The sequence below is a fragment of the Rhizobium anhuiense bv. trifolii genome (assembly GCF_024346605.1).
Lineage (GTDB): Bacteria > Pseudomonadota > Alphaproteobacteria > Rhizobiales > Rhizobiaceae > Rhizobium > Rhizobium anhuiense.
The window spans coordinates 3,065,302-3,081,601 of record NZ_CP098803.1; the positions used below are offsets into that span (position 1 = coordinate 3,065,302).

Genomic DNA, 16,300 nt, shown 5'->3' on the forward strand with positions numbered 1-16,300 from the left:
GGCCCCCGATAACCTGGCCCCCGATTACCTGGATCGCGATGATCTGTTGCCGCTAGCTCCCGGCCGACGCCAATGATCCCTGTCTTGCTCGTCTTCCCTGATCTGCTCGCGGCCTCATTCCGGAAGAGCCGTCTGCTGGAAGAAGGTCACGACTGCGTCGTCAGGCTGGCCAAACCATGTTGTAAAAAACACCCGGAAATTCTGCGCCGCATAGGCCTGGCTCAGGGCGCGATCGACGGCCAAGCGAAAATCCTCGTCCCCGCGCGCCAGCTCGAGGCCGAGCGGTTCGTAGGTGAAATGACGCTCGAGGATGATGAGCTTGCCGGAGCTGTCGCTGCGGGCGGCGGCATCCATCAGAAGCGGCATGTCGCCGAAGAGCACCGCCGAACTGCCGTCCAGGACACGCTCGATCCCCTGTTGATAGCTGTTCACGGGCGTCGCCGTTGCCGCGAGCTGAAAGGTCTTGATCCTGTCGGACAGCCAGCCTTCGCTTGTCGTGCCGGCTATCGAGGAGAATGTCTTGTGCTCGAGGATCGTGCGGGCCGGCGCGCCGCGCCAGACGGGCCGACTCGATGGCTCGCCATATTGCAGAACCTCGCGCAGCGCCAGCGGAGCACTCGCATTGAGCAGCGCCCCGGTACCGCTCGGGAAGATCGGGAGTGAGAATGAGACCTGCTGCCTGCGGCTGAGCGTCACCGGCTCCGCCCCGCAGACAAGGTCCACCGTGCCATCCTGTATGGCACGCAGCTTGGCGTCGCCTGCAAGGGAAACCCATTCCACGTCGAGCTTCGGCAGGTTCAGCTGAGCCCTCAGGCTGTCGGCTATCCTGTTGCAGAGGGCAACCGCATAGCCATCGGGTTTGCCCTGCTGGGCATCGAATGAAAAAGGTCTCGCGTCGGGGTCGTAGCCGAATTTCAGCGCGCTGGACGTCCTGACGCGGTCGAGCGTCTGGGCGGGCGCGGGCGGTGCGACGGCCATCACGGCGAGGACAGAGGCGGCAATTGCCGCCCAGCGACCATTTCTACCTGACATGTTTGGTCCTCCCTGTGTTACTCGGCCGGCGCCCGGTTCACGCCGCTGGCGAAACGCGGGGCGATAAGCCCGTAAATGATGAAAGCGATCCCTGTAACGATCATGCCGCCGAGTACCGCATCCTTGCCGGAGGCATAGATGGCGAAAACGCTGTAAGCCATGCCGACCAAGGCGATCGTGGCATTCAGCCGGTATTTCGCCGGCGGCACGCGAGCGGCCTTCATCATGACGAACAGGGCAGACAGCGCTATGATGTAAGGCAGCACATTGGTGACGACAGCGAGGTTGACGAGCGCGGAGAACTGCTCGCTCAAAGTCGGCGATATGGTCATCAGGGCAAGACCTGTCTGCACGATGCCTAGAATGATCATGCCGCTGACCGGCGCGCCCATCTCGTTCACCCGGGAAAATATGGACGGGAACATCCGCTCATCGGCAGCGGTTTTCGCCGTCTGGGCGATCGTGAACTGCCAGCCCAGCAAAGAGCCGAGGCAGGCAAGGACCGCCAGCGCCATGATGATCGAACCGATCGTCGGATTGAACATCGTGGCATAGGCCAGTGCGAACGGACCTGTTGAAGTGGCGAGCTCGGCATTCGGCACGATGCCCTGAATGACTGTCGTCGACAGGATATAGATGACGGCTGCCCCGAGCGTGCCGAACATGCAGGCGAGCGGTACGTCACGCTTTGGGTTTTCGACGGCATCCGAATTCTGCGCCGCCGACTCCATGCCGAGGAAGGCCCAGAGCGTCAGCGAAATGCTCGATCCCATGCCCTGGGCCAGTGTCAGCCCTTTCGGATTCCAGGCAGCGCCGAATGTGCTTGAACTGAACCAGAGCCAGCCGATGATCGACAGCAGCCCGACCGGAAGGATGACGCCCCAGACTGTGATCGAACCGATACGCCCGGTAATACGCGGACCGCCGAAATTGGCGGCCGTCGTCAGCCACAGAAGCACGATCAGCGCCAGGCAGGTCATGATGGGCGTGGATGTCAGCACCGGAAAGAAGCCGGCGAGATAACCAACGGCCGAAATACCAATCGCCACATTGCCGATGGCGAGCGACAGGAAGTACAGGAAGAACACCAGGAAATAGCCGTCTTTTCCGTAGGCATCTTCCGCATAGGCGGACATGCCCCCGGGGCGCTGATTGAACAATCCGGCCTGAGCAAAGCCATAGGCGATCGCCATCGAGCCGACGGCGGTCACCAGCCAGGAAAGGAGCGAGATTGCACCGACCTGCGCCATGTTGGCGGGAAGCATAATGATGCCCGACCCCATCATGTTCACGGCGACGATGAAGGTGAGCTGCACCAGATTCATCTTTTTCTTCGCGGTGGTCTCGGCCGCGAGATGCATCGTGTTGTCGGTCATGATGAAATCCTCCTGCCGCTACTCGCGCACGACATATGTGTGGAATTTGATCCGCCCCTCGACCCGCTCCTGGAACACGCCCTGGACCTCGTAGTTGAAACCCGGAAACCGGTTGAAGGATTCCTCGAAGGCGAGGAAATAGTCGCGCATGGGTCGTGCTCGGTCGTCCCAGCGCTCTCCCGGCACGATCACGCCGATGCCGGGCGGATAGATCAGCGCCAGCGTTGCCGAAATGCGGCCGGCGGCTTCCGTCAACGACACATAGTCGACATTGTTGGCGACCAGCGCTTCATAGGCCTGCTTGGGAGCGATGGCCGGCTCCGGGAAGCTCTCCGAGCGGAAGCAGAGACGCTGCAATTCCTTGACGCCGGCATCGCGATAAAAGGTATGCATTTCGCGGCAGACCTGGCGGACCGTATAGCCGGCATAACGCTCGCGATTGGCCGCAAAGACCGTCGGCAGCACCTCCTGCAGCGGCGCGTCGCGATCCCAGAGATTCTTGAACTTGACGAGTTTGGCGACGAGCGTGTTCAGCTTGCTCTCGTCTTCGGCTGGAGTGAGCAGGAAAAGCAGGCTGTTGAGGTCGCATTTTTCGGCGACGACCCGCTGCTCGCGCAGGTAGTTGGCGACGACGGTCGCCGGGATACCGAACTCGCGATATTCACCGGTCTTGCGGTCGATGCCGGGCGTCAGCAGCGTAAGCTTGTTCGGATCGACCATCGTGTAATCAGGCGCATATCCGGCATAACCGTGCCACTTTGCCTGTGGATCGAAACGCCAGCATTGCTGCTCGCGCTTGAGCACATCCGTGGACACATCTTCCCACCGTACGGCTTCGAGGTCGGTGGTATGTTTTGAGCCCGAAATGGTGACCTTGTCCGGCACGAAGGGATCGAAGAACCATTGCTCTTCCGTGCCTGCGGCTTTGGACTCGTAGTGCTCGACGAAACCGCGCAGCTTCTTGCGCACCTCGATCCCCAGTTCGATGCAGCGGTCCCAGAGCATCTCGCCCGCCTTGCCCTCATGCACCTTGGCGTTGACGTCAAGCGAGGCGAAGAGCGGATAGAAGGGAGAGGTCGAAACATGCATCAGCAGCGATTCGTTGAAACGCTTGTGTTCGACGAACCGGCGCTGGCCGCTGATATGTTCGTCCCGCTTGTGGATCTGCGATGCCTGCGAGAAGCCGGCGCCCTGCTTGTGCACGGATTGGGTGGAGAACAGGCCAGGCATGTCCGCCCGCAGGTCTTTCAGGCGCATCGGGCTGTGGCCCTCGAAGAGCGGATGAAAGGCGTTGTAGCCGATCCAAGCCTCGTCCCAGAGCACGTAGTCGCAGAGATGACCGATCTTCTCCATGACCTGCCGGACATTGTAAATCGTGCCGTCATAAGTCGCGAGCTGGATGCAGGCCAGGCGGAAAGGCCTCTCCGCCTGCGCGCGGCTCTTGTCGGTGACAAGCGGATGTTCCTCGATCTTTCGCCGCAGCCAGCTCTCGTCCCAGGCCGCCCAGTCGACCGCGCCGATCATGCCGAAGGAATTGCGGGCGGTCGGCAGATAGATCGGGATGGCGCCCGCCTGAACCAGCGCGCCCTGATGCAGGGATTTGTGATTGTTGCGGTCGAAGAGCACGAGATCGCCGCTGCGCAGCACCGCGTTGGCGACCACCTTGTTGGAGGTGCTTGTTCCGTTCAGGATGAAGTAGGTGCGGTCCGCGCCGAAGATGCGCGCAGCCTGCTTCTGTGCTTCGACGGCGGGGCCTTCATGGATCAGGAGGTCGCCGAGATCGACGTCCGCATTGCAGAGATCGTTGCGGAAAATGCTCTCGCCGAAATATTTGAAGAAGAGCTGGCCGGCCGGTGATTTTCGATAGAACTGGCCGCCCTGATGTCCAGGGCAATCGAAGGCGATATTGGCCTCGCCGTCATAGGCCATCATGCCGCCGAAAAACGGCGGCAGCAGCGACTTGCCGTAATTGACCGCGCTGGAAACGATCTGCTTGGCATAGAAGGTCGGCGTCTGCTGGCCGAGATAGACGAAGCCATCCACCTCGCCGGCCATCTCGACGACATCCATATCCGCAATCGTCAGCGTATCCGCCATTGCCCAGATCGGCGTGCGAAAACCGATATCCCTGACCGAGCGAAGAAAGTTACGTGCCGCCGGCAGCTTGCCGCCCTCGACCGAGCCGATATAGGCGCCGACGTCAGCATCCTCAGATACATCAGCGGAATAGTCGTGGCGCAGCTCCACCTGGAAACCCTGGGCGGTGATCTGTGCCACCAGTTCCTGGGCCTGAGAATTGTCGCGGTCGATGACGGCCACGATCTTCAGCATCTTGTGAAACGGTATGGCGACCGTCGGAGACTTCACATCGCGCGGGATCATTCCTGCCCCTCCTCTGCAATGCAATCGACAAGATAGCGGCGACCGCCGTCACCGGGCAAGAATCGAAGGCCGTGGATATCCGTCTCGAAACCGGGGAACTTCCGGTCGAAATCACGGGCGTAAAGCAGATAGTCCTGAATGGATTTTATCGACTGGGTGATCCGCTCGCCCGGCATGATCAGCGGGATACCCGGCGGATAGGGTACGATCATCACGGCGAGGATGCGGTTCATGAGATTGTCGATCTCGACGCTCTCGATCCGCCCCTTGACCAGCCGGTCATAGGCGTCGGCGGGACGCAACGCCATTTCGGGCAAGACGGTGTACATCTCGCGCTGCGCCTTCGGCACATCGTCCTTGCGGTAGATCGCATGGATCTGTTCGCAGAGGTCTTTGAGCCCCATGCCGCCATAGGCTTCAGGATGGGATGCAGCGAGTGCCGGCAGCGCGCGGGTCAATGGCGCATTGACGTCATAGAGATCCTTGAAATTCAGGAGCTCGGTAACGAGCGTGCTCCACTTGCCGCGGGTGATGCCCATCGAGAAAAGCACCAGGAAGGAATAGAGGCCGGTCTTTTCGATTTCTATGCGTCGGGAGGACAGGAACTTGGTGATGACGGCCGCCGGTATCCCATGCTCGTCCATCGCTCCGCTTGCCGACAGGCCCGGCGACAGAATGGTGACTTTGATCGGGTCGACCATGACGTGGTTTTCGGCAAGGCCGGTAAACCCATGCCAGGCATCATCCGGCTTCAGAACCCAGTCGGCGTGGATATCAGTCGGCGTCTGCTCGGCGACCGTCGGCTCCCAGACGTCGAACCACCAGCTGCCTTCCGTCTGTTGCCTCACCGCGTTCATCGCCCGGCGGAAGCTGATCGCCTCGTCGATCGTCTCCTGCACCAGTGCACGCCCGGCCGGCTGTTCCATCATCGCGGCGGCGACATCGCAGGAAGCGATGATGCCATATTGCGGCGAGGTCGAGGTGTGCATCATGAAGGCTTCGTTGAAGCGGGTGACGTCGAGACGTTTGTTCTCGGCATGCTGGATATGGATCATCGATGCCTGCGAAAGGGCCGCCAGCAGCTTGTGCGTCGAGTGCGTGGCAAAGGTGATGGCGTTCTGCGATCGGGTGGGCTGGTTCGACGAGATGCCGTGGAAGCCATCGTAGAATTCGTGGAAATTGGCATAGGCGTACCAGGCCTCGTCGAAATGCAGCACTTCGACTGCGTCGCCGAGCGATGCCTTGATCGCATCGACATTGTAGCAAAGCCCGTCATAGGTCGAGTTGGTGATAACCATCAACCGGACCTTGCCGCTCGTCTGCCCGGCAAAGGGGCTTGCGGCAATCTTGCGAGCAATCGATTCCGGGGTGAACTGATCCTTCGAGATCGGGCCGATGATGCCGAGCCCGTTGCGCGACGGCGTGAGATATATCGGAGTTGCGCCCGTCATGATCAGCGAGTGCAGGATCGACTTGTGGCAGTTGCGGTCGCACAGCACCAGATCGCCGCGCCCCACCATGCCATGCCATACGATCTTGTTTGCCGTCGACGTGCCGCCGACCACAAATAGCGTCTCGTCGGTGCCGAAGATGCGTGCGGCATTGCGCTCGCCCTCGGCGATCGGCCCGACATGATCCAGGAGCGAACCGACGCTGCCGACCGATACGGAGATATCGGATCGCAGCGTGTTTTCACCGAAGAAAGTATAGAAGAGCTGGCCGACGGGGCTCTTGCGGAAAGCGACACCACCCCCATGGCCGGGCGTATGCCAGGAATAGGCGCCCTCGAGCGTATAGTCCATCAGCGCCTTGAACATCGGCGGCGGCAGCCGGTCGAGATAGTTGCGCGCAGCCTGCGCGATGGCGCGCGCCATGAATTCCGCCGTATCCTCGAACAGCCGGAAGAAGGCGTTGGCGTGGCGAAGCACCCCGGCCGGGACGTCTTCCGCGGTCGTTTCGTCGCCGAAGAGGAAAATCGGCAGGCGGTCGTTCCTCTGCCGCTTGGCGGCCAATACCTCTCCCAACAGCTGCCAGCGCGTGGTCTTGTCCTCGCTCCCGTCGACGGATACCAGCCAGCAGGATTCGGTGTTGAAGATATGCACGAGGCGCCGCGCATCCTCGTAGGAAACGCCGGAGACGATCCGGAAGCCTTCCTTTTCGATTGCGGCCGCCAGATCGCGCATGCCGCGTCCTGCGGCGCTCTTGCCATCAAAGTCTTCGTCGATAACGGCTATCGGAAATGCCATCTGGAATTCCATGCGTTCCTCCGGAAACCGAGAGTCAAAGGCCGTGGCCGCTCTGCAGCGAAGCGTATCTCAGCTGGAGGGATCGTACATGACGGGTGATGCACCGTCGTTGATTGCAATCAACCTGAGGCAAAGGATTTCGATATCGATGGGAACGCTGACGTCGCCTATTCCGCCTATTCCGCCTATTCCGCCCATTCCGCGTCGGCCGTGAAGGCGATCGTCAGCCAGCGATTGGCGCTCTCGTCTCCGATCGAGGCCCCTATCTCGTCGCGGAGTGCGTCCCATTCCTCTACCGTCTTTGCCGGAAGCCCTTCCGGTACGATGAAGTAGAGTTCGATCTGCATTGCGCGGCCGACCCGGGCGACATAGGCGCGGTGCGAAAGGAAGCCGAGGCGGCGAACCGTTTCCGAGGCGACGCGGTCGACATGCTCCTGGAGATCGACAGGGGCGATCAGCAGGATCTCGCTCAACGCCTTCCGGACAGTGCCGATCGGAAGCGGGATCATGACCAGGCAGACCAGCGCCAGAACCGCGGGATCCATATAGCTGGCGACCCATGCGACGGGCGTCGCCTGCACAGCCATGCCGATCAGAAATGCAATCAGCAGCGCTAACGCGATGCCGCCGGACATGATCCACGCCTTGATGTCGAGCGAGATGAAATCGGATTTGATGCCGGCATTCAGCCTGACGCCAAGGAAAGCCATGGCGGCGCAGACAAGCAGGGTCGCCGCGGAATAGGCGACCGCCATGCCGAATTGCAGTTCGTGGCCGCCGTTCAGGATGCTGATGATCGCGCTGATCAGTGCATAGACGGCGACCGTCATCAGCAGGCAGCCATTGAGCATCAGCACGATGGGCTCCAGATGCCAGAAGCCCATGGTAAAGCGGTTTCGGATTCTGCCCGACTGCGCGTCGCTCTGGGTCGATTGTATGATGAGGCTGGAAACCCAGAGCGCAAGCCCGGTCATCGCCGCATCGGCCAGCGAATAAACGCCGTCGAAGGCGATGGAGAACGATCCGGAAAGGATGCCGAAAACCACGCCGAGCGTAGCGACCACAACCGTCGCCGCGATCGAGATCCTGAGAAATCCCTGCTCGCCTAACATCATTGTCCCCGCCTCCGACACCTTTCGTTCCAATCGTTTTATGCTGGTCGTGAAGGTGAGACGAAGTGTGAGACGGAGTAGGCCCGCTTTTTCCATTGCCGGCCGCAGCCGCGCCATGGCAACCAGCCAATCATGCGGTGGGCGCGCAGGGAAGGCCGCGCGGCCGCCCCAGCCTGAAATTTACCCGGCACAAATGCCGCTCATTTTGTATAGAAGGTCATATTGCCGTTGCGTGCCCGCGAGACCCATTCGATGTCGTTCGCGGTAAGCTTCTTGGCCTTGAGCTGGGCCGCAAGCCATTTGTTCGCGCGAATTGCGTCTCTGATGGCTTTGACATGTTCTTCACTTCCCTGCTTAGGGTGTGAGCCTGTCTCCGAAAAATCCGCCATCCTGTAGCTAACGATCGTGAATCGTCTGTCGTGATAGGTTCTCACCGCCTCGGGCAGATTTTCGCTCCAGTTCATTCTCCGATATTCGCGTCGATTCTGCTGGGCCTCGACCGGAGCAATTCCGGCGGCGGCAGTGAATACGGCAAGTCCAATGATCATGGCCATCTTCATCGCTCTTACTCCCGAGAACTAAATGACGTTCGGTGTCGAAGATAGCTCATGCACCGACGCCAAGCATTGAGTACGATCAATGCTGTTCAAGCAGGTACATTGCCGATGGCCCGCATATTTTCTGATGCTTTCAGACCGTCGCCCACTACGCATTGAACCGGATTGCGGCATCTGTTCTTTGGGAGGAAGATTGCGTCCGGGAACAGATGTCCGAGGCGATATCGGCGTCGGAAAGGATGTTTATCGGGAGGGGACCATGACAACGTCGCCAAATGGCAAGAGCCTCGGACTTGCTGCCTGCACCGCCATCGTGGTGGGAAACATGGTGGGGTCGGGCTTTTATCTTTCGCCGGCCGCAGTCGCGCCCTATGGCAACCTTGCGATTATCGTCTGGATCGTCATGGGCGCCGGCGCGATCTGCCTCGGCCTCACCTTTGCGCGCCTGGCGCGCCTCGTGCCCGCTGTCGGCGGCCCCTATGCATATACGAGGCTCGCCTATGGCGATTTCGCCGGCTTCCTGATTGCCTGGGGCTACTGGATTTCCATCTGGACGTCGCTGCCGGTCATCGCCATTGCCTTTGCCGGCGTCATGGTCGATCTCTTCCCTGCTCTCGGCAACCGCTTCGCCGCGACCGTGCTGACGCTTGGCGTGATCTGGGCGATCGTGCTCGTCAATCTTCGCGGCGTCCATGCGGCGGGTGTCTTCGCGCAGGTCACCACCTATGCCAAGCTGCTTCCCTTCGGCGCCGTCGCCATCATCGGCCTTCTCTTCATCGACACCTCGCATTTCTCCGAATTCAATCCGAGCGGACAATCGCTGCTGCAGTCGGTCGCAACGCTGGCGCCGCTGACGATGTTTGCCTATCTGGGGCTGGAATCGGCGACCGTGCCTGCAGGCGATGTCGAGAATGCCGAGCGCACCATCCCCCGTTCGACCGTGCTTGGGATCTCGATCGCCGCCGCCCTCTATGTCCTGGGCACCATTGTCGTGATGGGCCTCCTGCCGCGCGAACAGCTCGTTCGCTCGGTTGCGCCATTCTCCCAGGCCGCGGGGATCATGTGGGGACGGCCCGGCGAGCTGGCGATCTCGATTGCCGTGCTGCTCTCCTCGATCGGCGCTCTCAACGGCTGGACTCTGCTGATGGGGCAAGTCCCGATGGCTGCTGCCCGGGACGGGCTGTTTCCGCCGCTTTTTGCGCGGCTCTCCGCGCGCGGCGTGCCGGCATGGGGCATGATCATCTCAGCCTCGTTCGCAACGCTTTTGGTTCTTGTCCAGGCGATCGGCTCCGAAGGTTTCGCGGCGGCCTACCGGCTCATGGTCGGTCTGAGCACCATGGCCGCCGTCATTCCCTATGCCTTCTGCTCGCTTGCCGGAACCCTCGTTGCTGGTGCCGCCCATGGGCGAATGCCACGGGTGAGCGCAATCGAGATCATCGCCTTCGTCTTTGCAATCTTCACCCTCTACGGCTCCGGCGCCGAACCGGTGCTATACGGCCTCGTGCTGTTGATGCTCGGCATCCCGGTCTATGTCTGGCAAAAACGAAATGCGACTGGCGCCACAGACAAGGAGACGGCAGCAGGGGGCGCGGTATCGCGCCCCCTGCCCTCTCAGGATAAGTTTGCTTGAAAGATCGGGCGGTCAGCTGTGCCAGCTCAGGCCGGCAAAATTTTCATTGATGATCGTTCCGCGTTCGCCGCGCACCATTCCCGCAATGTCGGCAAGCGATCCGATGGCCGCGGTCTTGCCACCGGCCCGCGCAAAATGGCAGGCGGCATCGATCTTCGGGCCCATCGACCCGGCCGGGAAGGAAAACTGCTTGAAATCGTCGGGACGGGCCTGATGGATCGCCTTCTGGGACGGCTTGCCCCAATCGGTGTAGACGGCCTCGGCATCCGTCGCCATGATCAGGAGATCGGCTCGGAGCTCGCGCGCCAGCAGCTCCGAGCACAGATCCTTGTCGATCACCGCTTCGACACCGATCAGCTTCCGGTCGTGGCCCTTTTCGTACATTGTCGGAATGCCGCCGCCACCCGCACAGATGACGATGGTGCGCTGTTCCAGCAGCCATCGGACCGGGCGGATCTCGAAGATGCGTTTGGGCGCCGGCGAGGCGACGACACGCCGCCATTTTTCGCCATCCTGCTTGAAAACCCAGCCCTTTTCCTTGGCGATCCGGTCAGCCTCGGCTTTCTCATAGACGGGGCCGACGAACTTCGTGGGGTTCTGGAAGCCCGGATCGGCGGCATCGACCTCCACCATGGTCAGCAGCGTGGCCAAAGGTTGCTCGAACGGCAAGAGATTGCCGAGTTCCTGTTCCAGCATGTAACCGATCATGCCCTCGGTCTCGGCGCCGAGAACATCGAGCGGATAGGCTTCCTCGGGTTTGTAGGCCGCCCCCTGCAGCGCAAGCAGCCCCACCTGCGGCCCGTTGCCGTGGGTGACGACGATCTCATGTTCGGCCGCCAATGGCGCGATCGCCTCAGCCGCGACGCGCGCGTTCCGTCTCTGGGTATCGGCGGTCATGGCTTCCCCGCGCCGCAGAAGCGCATTGCCGCCAAGCGCAATCACCACACGCATGTCAATCTCCCAGGGTCGCGACAAGCAGGGCCTTGATCGTGTGCAGACGGTTCTCCGCCTGCTCGAAGGCGACATTGGCCTCGGACTCGAAGACGTCGTTGGTGACTTCAAGTCCATTGTCCATGCCGTAATCTTCGGCGATCTGTTTGCCGAGCGTGGTTTCGGTGTCGTGGAATGCCGGCAGGCAGTGCATGAACTTGGTCTGCGGATTGCCGGTCGCCTTCATCAGTTCCTGATTGACCTGATAGGGCGTGAGCAGCTTGATGCGTTCGCGCCAGACCTCCTTCGGCTCGCCCATCGAGACCCAGACGTCCGTATGGATGAAATCGACGTCTTTGACCGCCTCCTTCGGATCTTCGGTGACCAGCAGGCGAGCGCCCGAGGCCTGCTGAAGATCCCTGGCGATCTTCATATATTCTTCCGAAGGCCACAGCGATCTCGGGCCGCAGATACGCACGTCCATGCCGAGCAGGCAGCCGACGATCAACAGCGAATGCCCCATGTTCGAGCGGGTGTCGCCGACATAGGCATATTTGATCTGGGCGACCGGTTTGTCGCTATGTTCGCGCATGGTCATGACGTCGGCAATCATCTGTGTCGGATGATATTCGTCCGTCAGGCCGTTATAGACCGGCACCCCGGCATAACGTGCCAGCGTCTCAACGCCCTTCTGCGCCGAGCCGCGATATTCGATGGCATCATACATGCGGCCGAGCACTCGCGCCGTATCCTTGAAGGATTCCTTATGCCCGATCTGCGAGCCGGACGGATCGAGATAGGTGACGTTGGCGCCCTGATCCGAGCAGGCGACTTCGAAGGCGCACCTCGTTCGCGTCGAGGTTTTCTCGAAAATCAGGCAGATCTCCTTGCCTTTCAGGTGTTCCTGCTCGGTGCGGGCATATTTGGCCCGCTTCAGATCGCGGGCGAGATCGAGGAGGTAACGGAATTCCCGCGGTGTATAGTCCTGCACGGTCAGAAGCGATCGATTGCGCAGATTGAAACTCATGGTCTTGCTCCGTCAGCCTGTTTCGTGGATGGAAACGTCAGTAAGCAGGGTCGCGCCAGATGGGACATGTCATGCAGTGCCCGCCACCGCGGCCACGGCCGAGTTCGGCGCCGCGAATGGTGACGACCTCGATCCCCGCCTTCCGCAGAAGCGTATTCGTGTAGGTGTTGCGGTCGTAGGCGACGACGACGCCGGGCTCGAGCGCGACGACATTGTTGCCGTCATCCCATTGTTCGCGCTCGGCCTGGTAGGAATTGCCGCCGGTTTCGACGGTGCGCAATCGCGGCAAGTCGAGCGCCTCGCTGACGACATCGAGCATTGGTCGAGTTTCAGGATGAATCTCGAACGTGCCGTCGTCGTCTTTCGGATACATGCTGTAGCAGCGGACCTGGTCGACGACCTCGGCAAACAGCGTGACGACATCGCGATCGCAAAAGCTGAAAACGGTATCCAGGTGCATTGCCGCGCGGCTCTTCGGCATCAGGCAGCCGATCACCCTCTTCGCGGCCTTGCTCCTGAACAGCGCCTGCGCCACCTGACCGACGGCCTGATAGGTCGTACGCTCGCCCATGCCGATCAGGACGGTGCCGTTGCCGATCGGCATGACGTCGCCTCCCTCCATCGAGGCGTTGGCGAACTGATTGTCTGAATCGCCCCACCAGATCTGGAAATCACCGCCGAGGAAGATCGGATGAAACTTGTAGATCGCACGCTGGATCAGCGTTTCGGCGCGTCTTGCCGGCCAGAACATCGGGTTGCAGGTCACGCCGCCGTAGATCCAGCAAGAGGGGTCGCGCTGGAACAGGGTGTTCGGAATCGGCGGGATGACGAAATCCGTCTCCGGCAAGGCGCTGAGCATCAGCGACTTCGCCTTGACCTCAGGCAGGTCGGAGATTGCGATGCCGCCGATCATGAATGCGGCAAGCTGCGTGGGGGGCATTTCGTCAAGCCACGGTCGCATCGCCTCGGCGATCTGCGAGCCGAGCACATTCGGAGTAATGCGCCGGTCCAATACGAAATCGCGCGCCTGTTTGTTGGCAAGCGCCTGGCCGAGCAAGTCGTGGAGCTCGAGAACTTCAACGCCCCGTTCCTGCATCTTCAGCACAAAATCAAAATGATCTTTCTGAGCCTCATGTACCCATAGGACATCGTCAAAAAGCAGATCATGGCAGTTAGCAGGTGTCAGTCGCTGATGAGCCAACGACGGTCTGCAAACCATGACGGTTCTCAATTTCCCGACCTCCGAGTGAACCCCGAAACCACGCATATGGTCCTCCTTCCGGCTTTCCAGATCGCGGCCGCGTCGGCCGTCCTTCGAAAAGCAGACTATTTCGGCCCGATCGGTCGTGTCATTGATCGCAGACAATCCACGGCACAGTATGTTGCGGTCCTTCCGCCGCTTTGGGGCGAGAGGTCATTGAAGACCCGGAACATCGCAGCGATGGATTTGCCATAGGCGCCAATGGGTGGGATGAATGTCGAGCGCGTCGCCGGTCACCGCATTGATCCAGCCGTCGGGGAGACGCTGGCAGGGGAAAACCAGGGCATGCACGCCTTCGTCGTCGATGACGGCGAGCTCTATATCCTGTTCGAATGGAGCTTCGACTGGCAATCGCCACATTACCAAACCCTCCCGACGATCCACCGGGTCAACCGGACACGAGGTTGTCATTCCGGCACACCAATCATCCAACCGGCAGGTTTTGGCCTGACCGGCAATCAGCCGGCAAGTGTGGGTCTTGTCTGCGGAAATAGATCCGACGAGCTTTGGCCATCTCTCGATCGCCGATATTCCTTGCGGCTCGCCCGCCCACGGGCGGCCCGGCCACTTGCCCGCTGTTTCTCACCATAGTGGAACAATGAGACGGAGGCATTGAGCCGGATCAATGGCGACGAAGTCGGACGACGCGCTATGGGTTTGCGCCGAAGGTTCGCGGAGCAAGACCAATAGAGGCTACGCGATACTACACGGATTACCCGCCCAATGGTGGTATTGTGACCTCATTCTGGAGGAAAGACGGTCCATGGGCCAAGACTTCTCAATGGACGGAGGAGACCATCATGTCCATCAAGATGGCGCCGCCGCGCGTCGTCGCCGAAGCCAGTTCCACCGTCGCAGTCGTCGCAGGACAAGTCCGATCCGGGACGTCGCAGGTGGTGTCTCACGAGCCGGTGCGCGCCTTGCGCGAAGGAAACGACGGGCTGCGGATGGACTGGATCCGGCAACTCCACGAACACATGCCGGACGCCGTGTTTTTTATCGATGGCCGCCATAGAATTTCCGGCTGCAACAAGGCTGCGATTGCCATGTTCGGTTATGAAGAGCGTGAATTGATGGGCCGAAAGATCGGCCTCGTCTGGCATCCGACGCCGAATGTTCGATTGAATGGGCGCTGGGCAGACCACGGGGCGGTGCGTGCCGGTCTAGCGATCACCAAGAGCGGAGTTCAATTTCCGACCGCACTTACCATTATCAGGAAGGATGATGAAAAAGGCGTCTTCACTGCGGCGATTTTTGAGGACTTTCGAACCGAACGCGAGACCTTGCAGCAAGTTCAGGAGCTGCAGCAAGAGATTGCCCGGCTTGCAAGAATGACTGAGCTGGGGGAGATGGCGTCCACTCTTGCCCATGAGCTTTCCCAGCCGCTGTCGTCTATCGCGGCCTATTCAGAGGGGTGCGGGCGCCTTGTCATGGGCAAGCGTCGCCGGCGCGGTGAAGAGCTTCACGAAGCGCTGCTGGAAATTACGCAGCAAGCGCTCTGGGCAGGAAGTATCGTCCAGAACGTGAGAGAATTCGTCGAGCGTGGCGCTTCCGAGAGGAAACCGGAGGCGATGCACGAACTGATCCATAGGGCGACAAGGCTCGCACTCATTGGGTCGCGGCGAAAAGACCTTCACACCGACTTTCGGCTCGAAGCAGTGAAGAACACCATCCTTGGAAACCGCGTTCAGATCGTGCAAGTGCTCACGAACCTCGTTCGCAACGCCTTGGAGGCGACCGAGTGTGTCGAGCAGCCCTTGATTACGATCCGGACAAAAGACAATTCCTCGTATGTCATTGTCGACGTGTCCGACAATGGCTGCGGGATTGCAGCCGAAATGGAAGAGTCGTTGTTTCGTCCTTTCGTGACCGGCAAGCCGCATGGCCTTGGCATGGGCTTGGCATTGTCCAAGCGCATTGTCGAGGCGCATGGAGGCCGAATAGGCGCGCGTAGAAGAACAGAGAATGGTTCAGTCTTCTCGTTCTCGCTTCCGCTGGTGGAGACAGAAATCGATGACGAACGACCTTACGATCCATCTCGTCGATGACGAGGAGGTATTGAGACGATCTTTGACATTCTTGCTGGTATCGGCAGGGTTTGCCGTGCGAGCACATAGTTGCGCAAAAGCATTTCTGGATATTCTGCCGCTTTCGGGCCGAAACTGCCTTGTGACGGATCTGCGCATGCCTGATGTCAACGGCATCGAATTGCTCCAACGTCTGCGCCGGTTCGGCGTAGACGTTCCGGCGATCGTCATTACCGGCCAGGGCGATATCGCTGCAGCCGTTCAGGCGATGAAGGCGGGAGCGTCGGATTTCCTCGAAAAGCCTCTCAGGGAGGAAGCACTGATCGCGGCGATCAATCTGGCAATGGGACAAAGGCGTCCAGGCAGCGCAATCGCCGATTCCGAAAGCGTCGCGGCACGAGTTCGTCAGCTCACGGACCGCGAACATCAGGTTCTGATCGGCGTGCTCGATGGTCTGCAGAACAAGATGATCGCCTATCATCTCGGCATCAGCTCGCGCACGGTGGAGGTCCACCGCGCCAATGTCATGGCCAAGATGGGAGCTCGCAATCTTGCAGAGCTCATGCGCATGGCCATCGCCATCGACGCGGTCGAGCGGTCGACCGAATCCGGACGGATCTCACCGGCCAACACCTGGCCAGCCTGCGCGCGATAATTCGAAAAGCGGTGCTTGCAACTGGACGCTCCTCAGATATGATGCTTTAGAAGACGCTTATATAA

General features: G+C 60.4%; 13 protein-coding genes. 3 read left to right on the forward strand and 10 right to left on the reverse strand.

The genetic code is table 11. The annotated features are described in order from the left end of the window. Positions 1-114: 114 nt before the first annotated feature. The 6 genes from NE851_RS23865 to NE851_RS23890 all read right to left on the reverse strand — a co-directional run bounded on the left by NE851_RS23865 (position 115) and on the right by NE851_RS23890 (position 8,708). Positions 115-1,032 (reverse strand): amino acid ABC transporter substrate-binding protein, encoded by a 918-nt coding sequence (locus tag NE851_RS23865; RefSeq protein ID WP_438270076.1) that lies wholly within the window; start codon positions 1,030-1,032, stop codon positions 115-117. Between the two features lie 17 nt (positions 1,033-1,049). Further along, positions 1,050-2,408 (reverse strand): putrescine-ornithine antiporter, encoded by a 1,359-nt coding sequence (gene potE, locus NE851_RS23870; protein ID WP_028757847.1) that lies wholly within the window; start codon positions 2,406-2,408, stop codon positions 1,050-1,052. A gap of 18 nt (positions 2,409-2,426) precedes the next feature. Beyond that, a complete protein-coding gene (gene speC / locus NE851_RS23875) occupies positions 2,427-4,790 on the reverse strand; it encodes an ornithine decarboxylase (RefSeq protein WP_028755958.1) in 2,364 nt (787 codons plus the stop codon). After that, a complete protein-coding gene (locus NE851_RS23880; protein ID WP_183907364.1) occupies positions 4,787-7,048 on the reverse strand; it encodes an Orn/Lys/Arg family decarboxylase in 2,262 nt (753 codons plus the stop codon). Before NE851_RS23880 ends, speC begins: the two co-directional genes overlap by 4 nt. 173 nt (positions 7,049-7,221) lie before the next feature. After that, complete coding sequence (locus tag NE851_RS23885) at positions 7,222-8,148, reverse strand: cation diffusion facilitator family transporter (protein WP_254962444.1); 927 nt, start codon at positions 8,146-8,148, stop codon at positions 7,222-7,224. Positions 8,149-8,348: 200 nt separating this feature from the next. Continuing rightward, positions 8,349-8,708 (reverse strand): hypothetical protein, encoded by a 360-nt coding sequence (locus NE851_RS23890; RefSeq protein ID WP_244604781.1) that lies wholly within the window; start codon positions 8,706-8,708, stop codon positions 8,349-8,351. 256 nt (positions 8,709-8,964) lie between these two features. On the opposite strand from NE851_RS23890, the gene NE851_RS23895 reads away from it, so the two are divergent. Further along, entirely contained in the window at positions 8,965-10,335 is a 1,371-nt protein-coding gene (locus NE851_RS23895; RefSeq protein ID WP_028755962.1) for an amino acid permease, read from the forward strand. A 12-nt stretch (positions 10,336-10,347) separates the two neighbouring features. Here the strand turns inward: NE851_RS23895 and arcC are convergent, their stop codons facing one another. From arcC to NE851_RS23915, 4 genes are all read right to left on the reverse strand, one after another. Next, complete coding sequence (gene arcC / locus NE851_RS23900; protein WP_028755963.1) at positions 10,348-11,286, reverse strand: carbamate kinase; 939 nt, start codon at positions 11,284-11,286, stop codon at positions 10,348-10,350. Between the two features lies 1 nt (position 11,287). Continuing rightward, positions 11,288-12,292, reverse strand: coding sequence for an ornithine carbamoyltransferase (locus NE851_RS23905; protein WP_028755964.1), 1,005 nt, complete (start codon positions 12,290-12,292; stop codon positions 11,288-11,290). A 37-nt stretch (positions 12,293-12,329) separates the two neighbouring features. Next, positions 12,330-13,559 carry an arginine deiminase gene (gene arcA / locus NE851_RS23910; RefSeq protein WP_063475211.1) on the reverse strand — a complete coding sequence of 410 codons (1,230 nt, stop codon included), beginning with the start codon at positions 13,557-13,559 and terminating at the stop codon, positions 12,330-12,332. A 147-nt stretch (positions 13,560-13,706) separates the two neighbouring features. Then, positions 13,707-13,913 carry a hypothetical protein gene (locus NE851_RS23915; protein WP_028755968.1) on the reverse strand — a complete coding sequence of 69 codons (207 nt, stop codon included), beginning with the start codon at positions 13,911-13,913 and terminating at the stop codon, positions 13,707-13,709. A gap of 440 nt (positions 13,914-14,353) precedes the next feature. On the opposite strand from NE851_RS23915, the gene NE851_RS23920 reads away from it, so the two are divergent. Together NE851_RS23920 and NE851_RS23925 are read left to right on the forward strand one after the other, a co-directional pair. Continuing rightward, the gene (locus NE851_RS23920) at positions 14,354-15,601 is read left to right on the forward strand and encodes a sensor histidine kinase (RefSeq protein ID WP_254958204.1); all 1,248 of its coding nucleotides are present in this window, start codon (positions 14,354-14,356) and stop codon (positions 15,599-15,601) included. Continuing rightward, complete coding sequence (locus NE851_RS23925) at positions 15,567-16,235, forward strand: response regulator transcription factor (RefSeq protein ID WP_183907371.1); 669 nt, start codon at positions 15,567-15,569, stop codon at positions 16,233-16,235. The genes NE851_RS23920 and NE851_RS23925 overlap by 35 nt, the downstream gene beginning before the upstream one ends. Positions 16,236-16,300 lie beyond the last annotated feature (65 nt).

Coding starts and splice junctions, on each gene's coding strand:
- NE851_RS23885 (WP_254962444.1), bottom strand. CDS start 8,148: ATGTTAGGCGAGCAGGGATTTCTCAGGATCTCGATCGCGGCGACGGTT.
- NE851_RS23865 (WP_438270076.1), bottom strand. CDS start 1,032: ATGTCAGGTAGAAATGGTCGCTGGGCGGCAATTGCCGCCTCTGTCCTC.
- NE851_RS23915 (WP_028755968.1), bottom strand. CDS start 13,913: ATGTGGCGATTGCCAGTCGAAGCTCCATTCGAACAGGATATAGAGCTC.
- NE851_RS23895 (WP_028755962.1), top strand. CDS start 8,965: ATGACAACGTCGCCAAATGGCAAGAGCCTCGGACTTGCTGCCTGCACC.
- speC (WP_028755958.1), bottom strand. CDS start 4,790: ATGATCCCGCGCGATGTGAAGTCTCCGACGGTCGCCATACCGTTTCAC.
- NE851_RS23905 (WP_028755964.1), bottom strand. CDS start 12,292: ATGAGTTTCAATCTGCGCAATCGATCGCTTCTGACCGTGCAGGACTAT.
- potE (WP_028757847.1), bottom strand. CDS start 2,408: ATGACCGACAACACGATGCATCTCGCGGCCGAGACCACCGCGAAGAAA.
- NE851_RS23890 (WP_244604781.1), bottom strand. CDS start 8,708: ATGAAGATGGCCATGATCATTGGACTTGCCGTATTCACTGCCGCCGCC.
- arcA (WP_063475211.1), bottom strand. CDS start 13,559: ATGCGTGGTTTCGGGGTTCACTCGGAGGTCGGGAAATTGAGAACCGTC.
- arcC (WP_028755963.1), bottom strand. CDS start 11,286: ATGCGTGTGGTGATTGCGCTTGGCGGCAATGCGCTTCTGCGGCGCGGG.
- NE851_RS23920 (WP_254958204.1), top strand. CDS start 14,354: ATGTCCATCAAGATGGCGCCGCCGCGCGTCGTCGCCGAAGCCAGTTCC.
- NE851_RS23925 (WP_183907371.1), top strand. CDS start 15,567: ATGACGAACGACCTTACGATCCATCTCGTCGATGACGAGGAGGTATTG.
- NE851_RS23880 (WP_183907364.1), bottom strand. CDS start 7,048: ATGGAATTCCAGATGGCATTTCCGATAGCCGTTATCGACGAAGACTTT.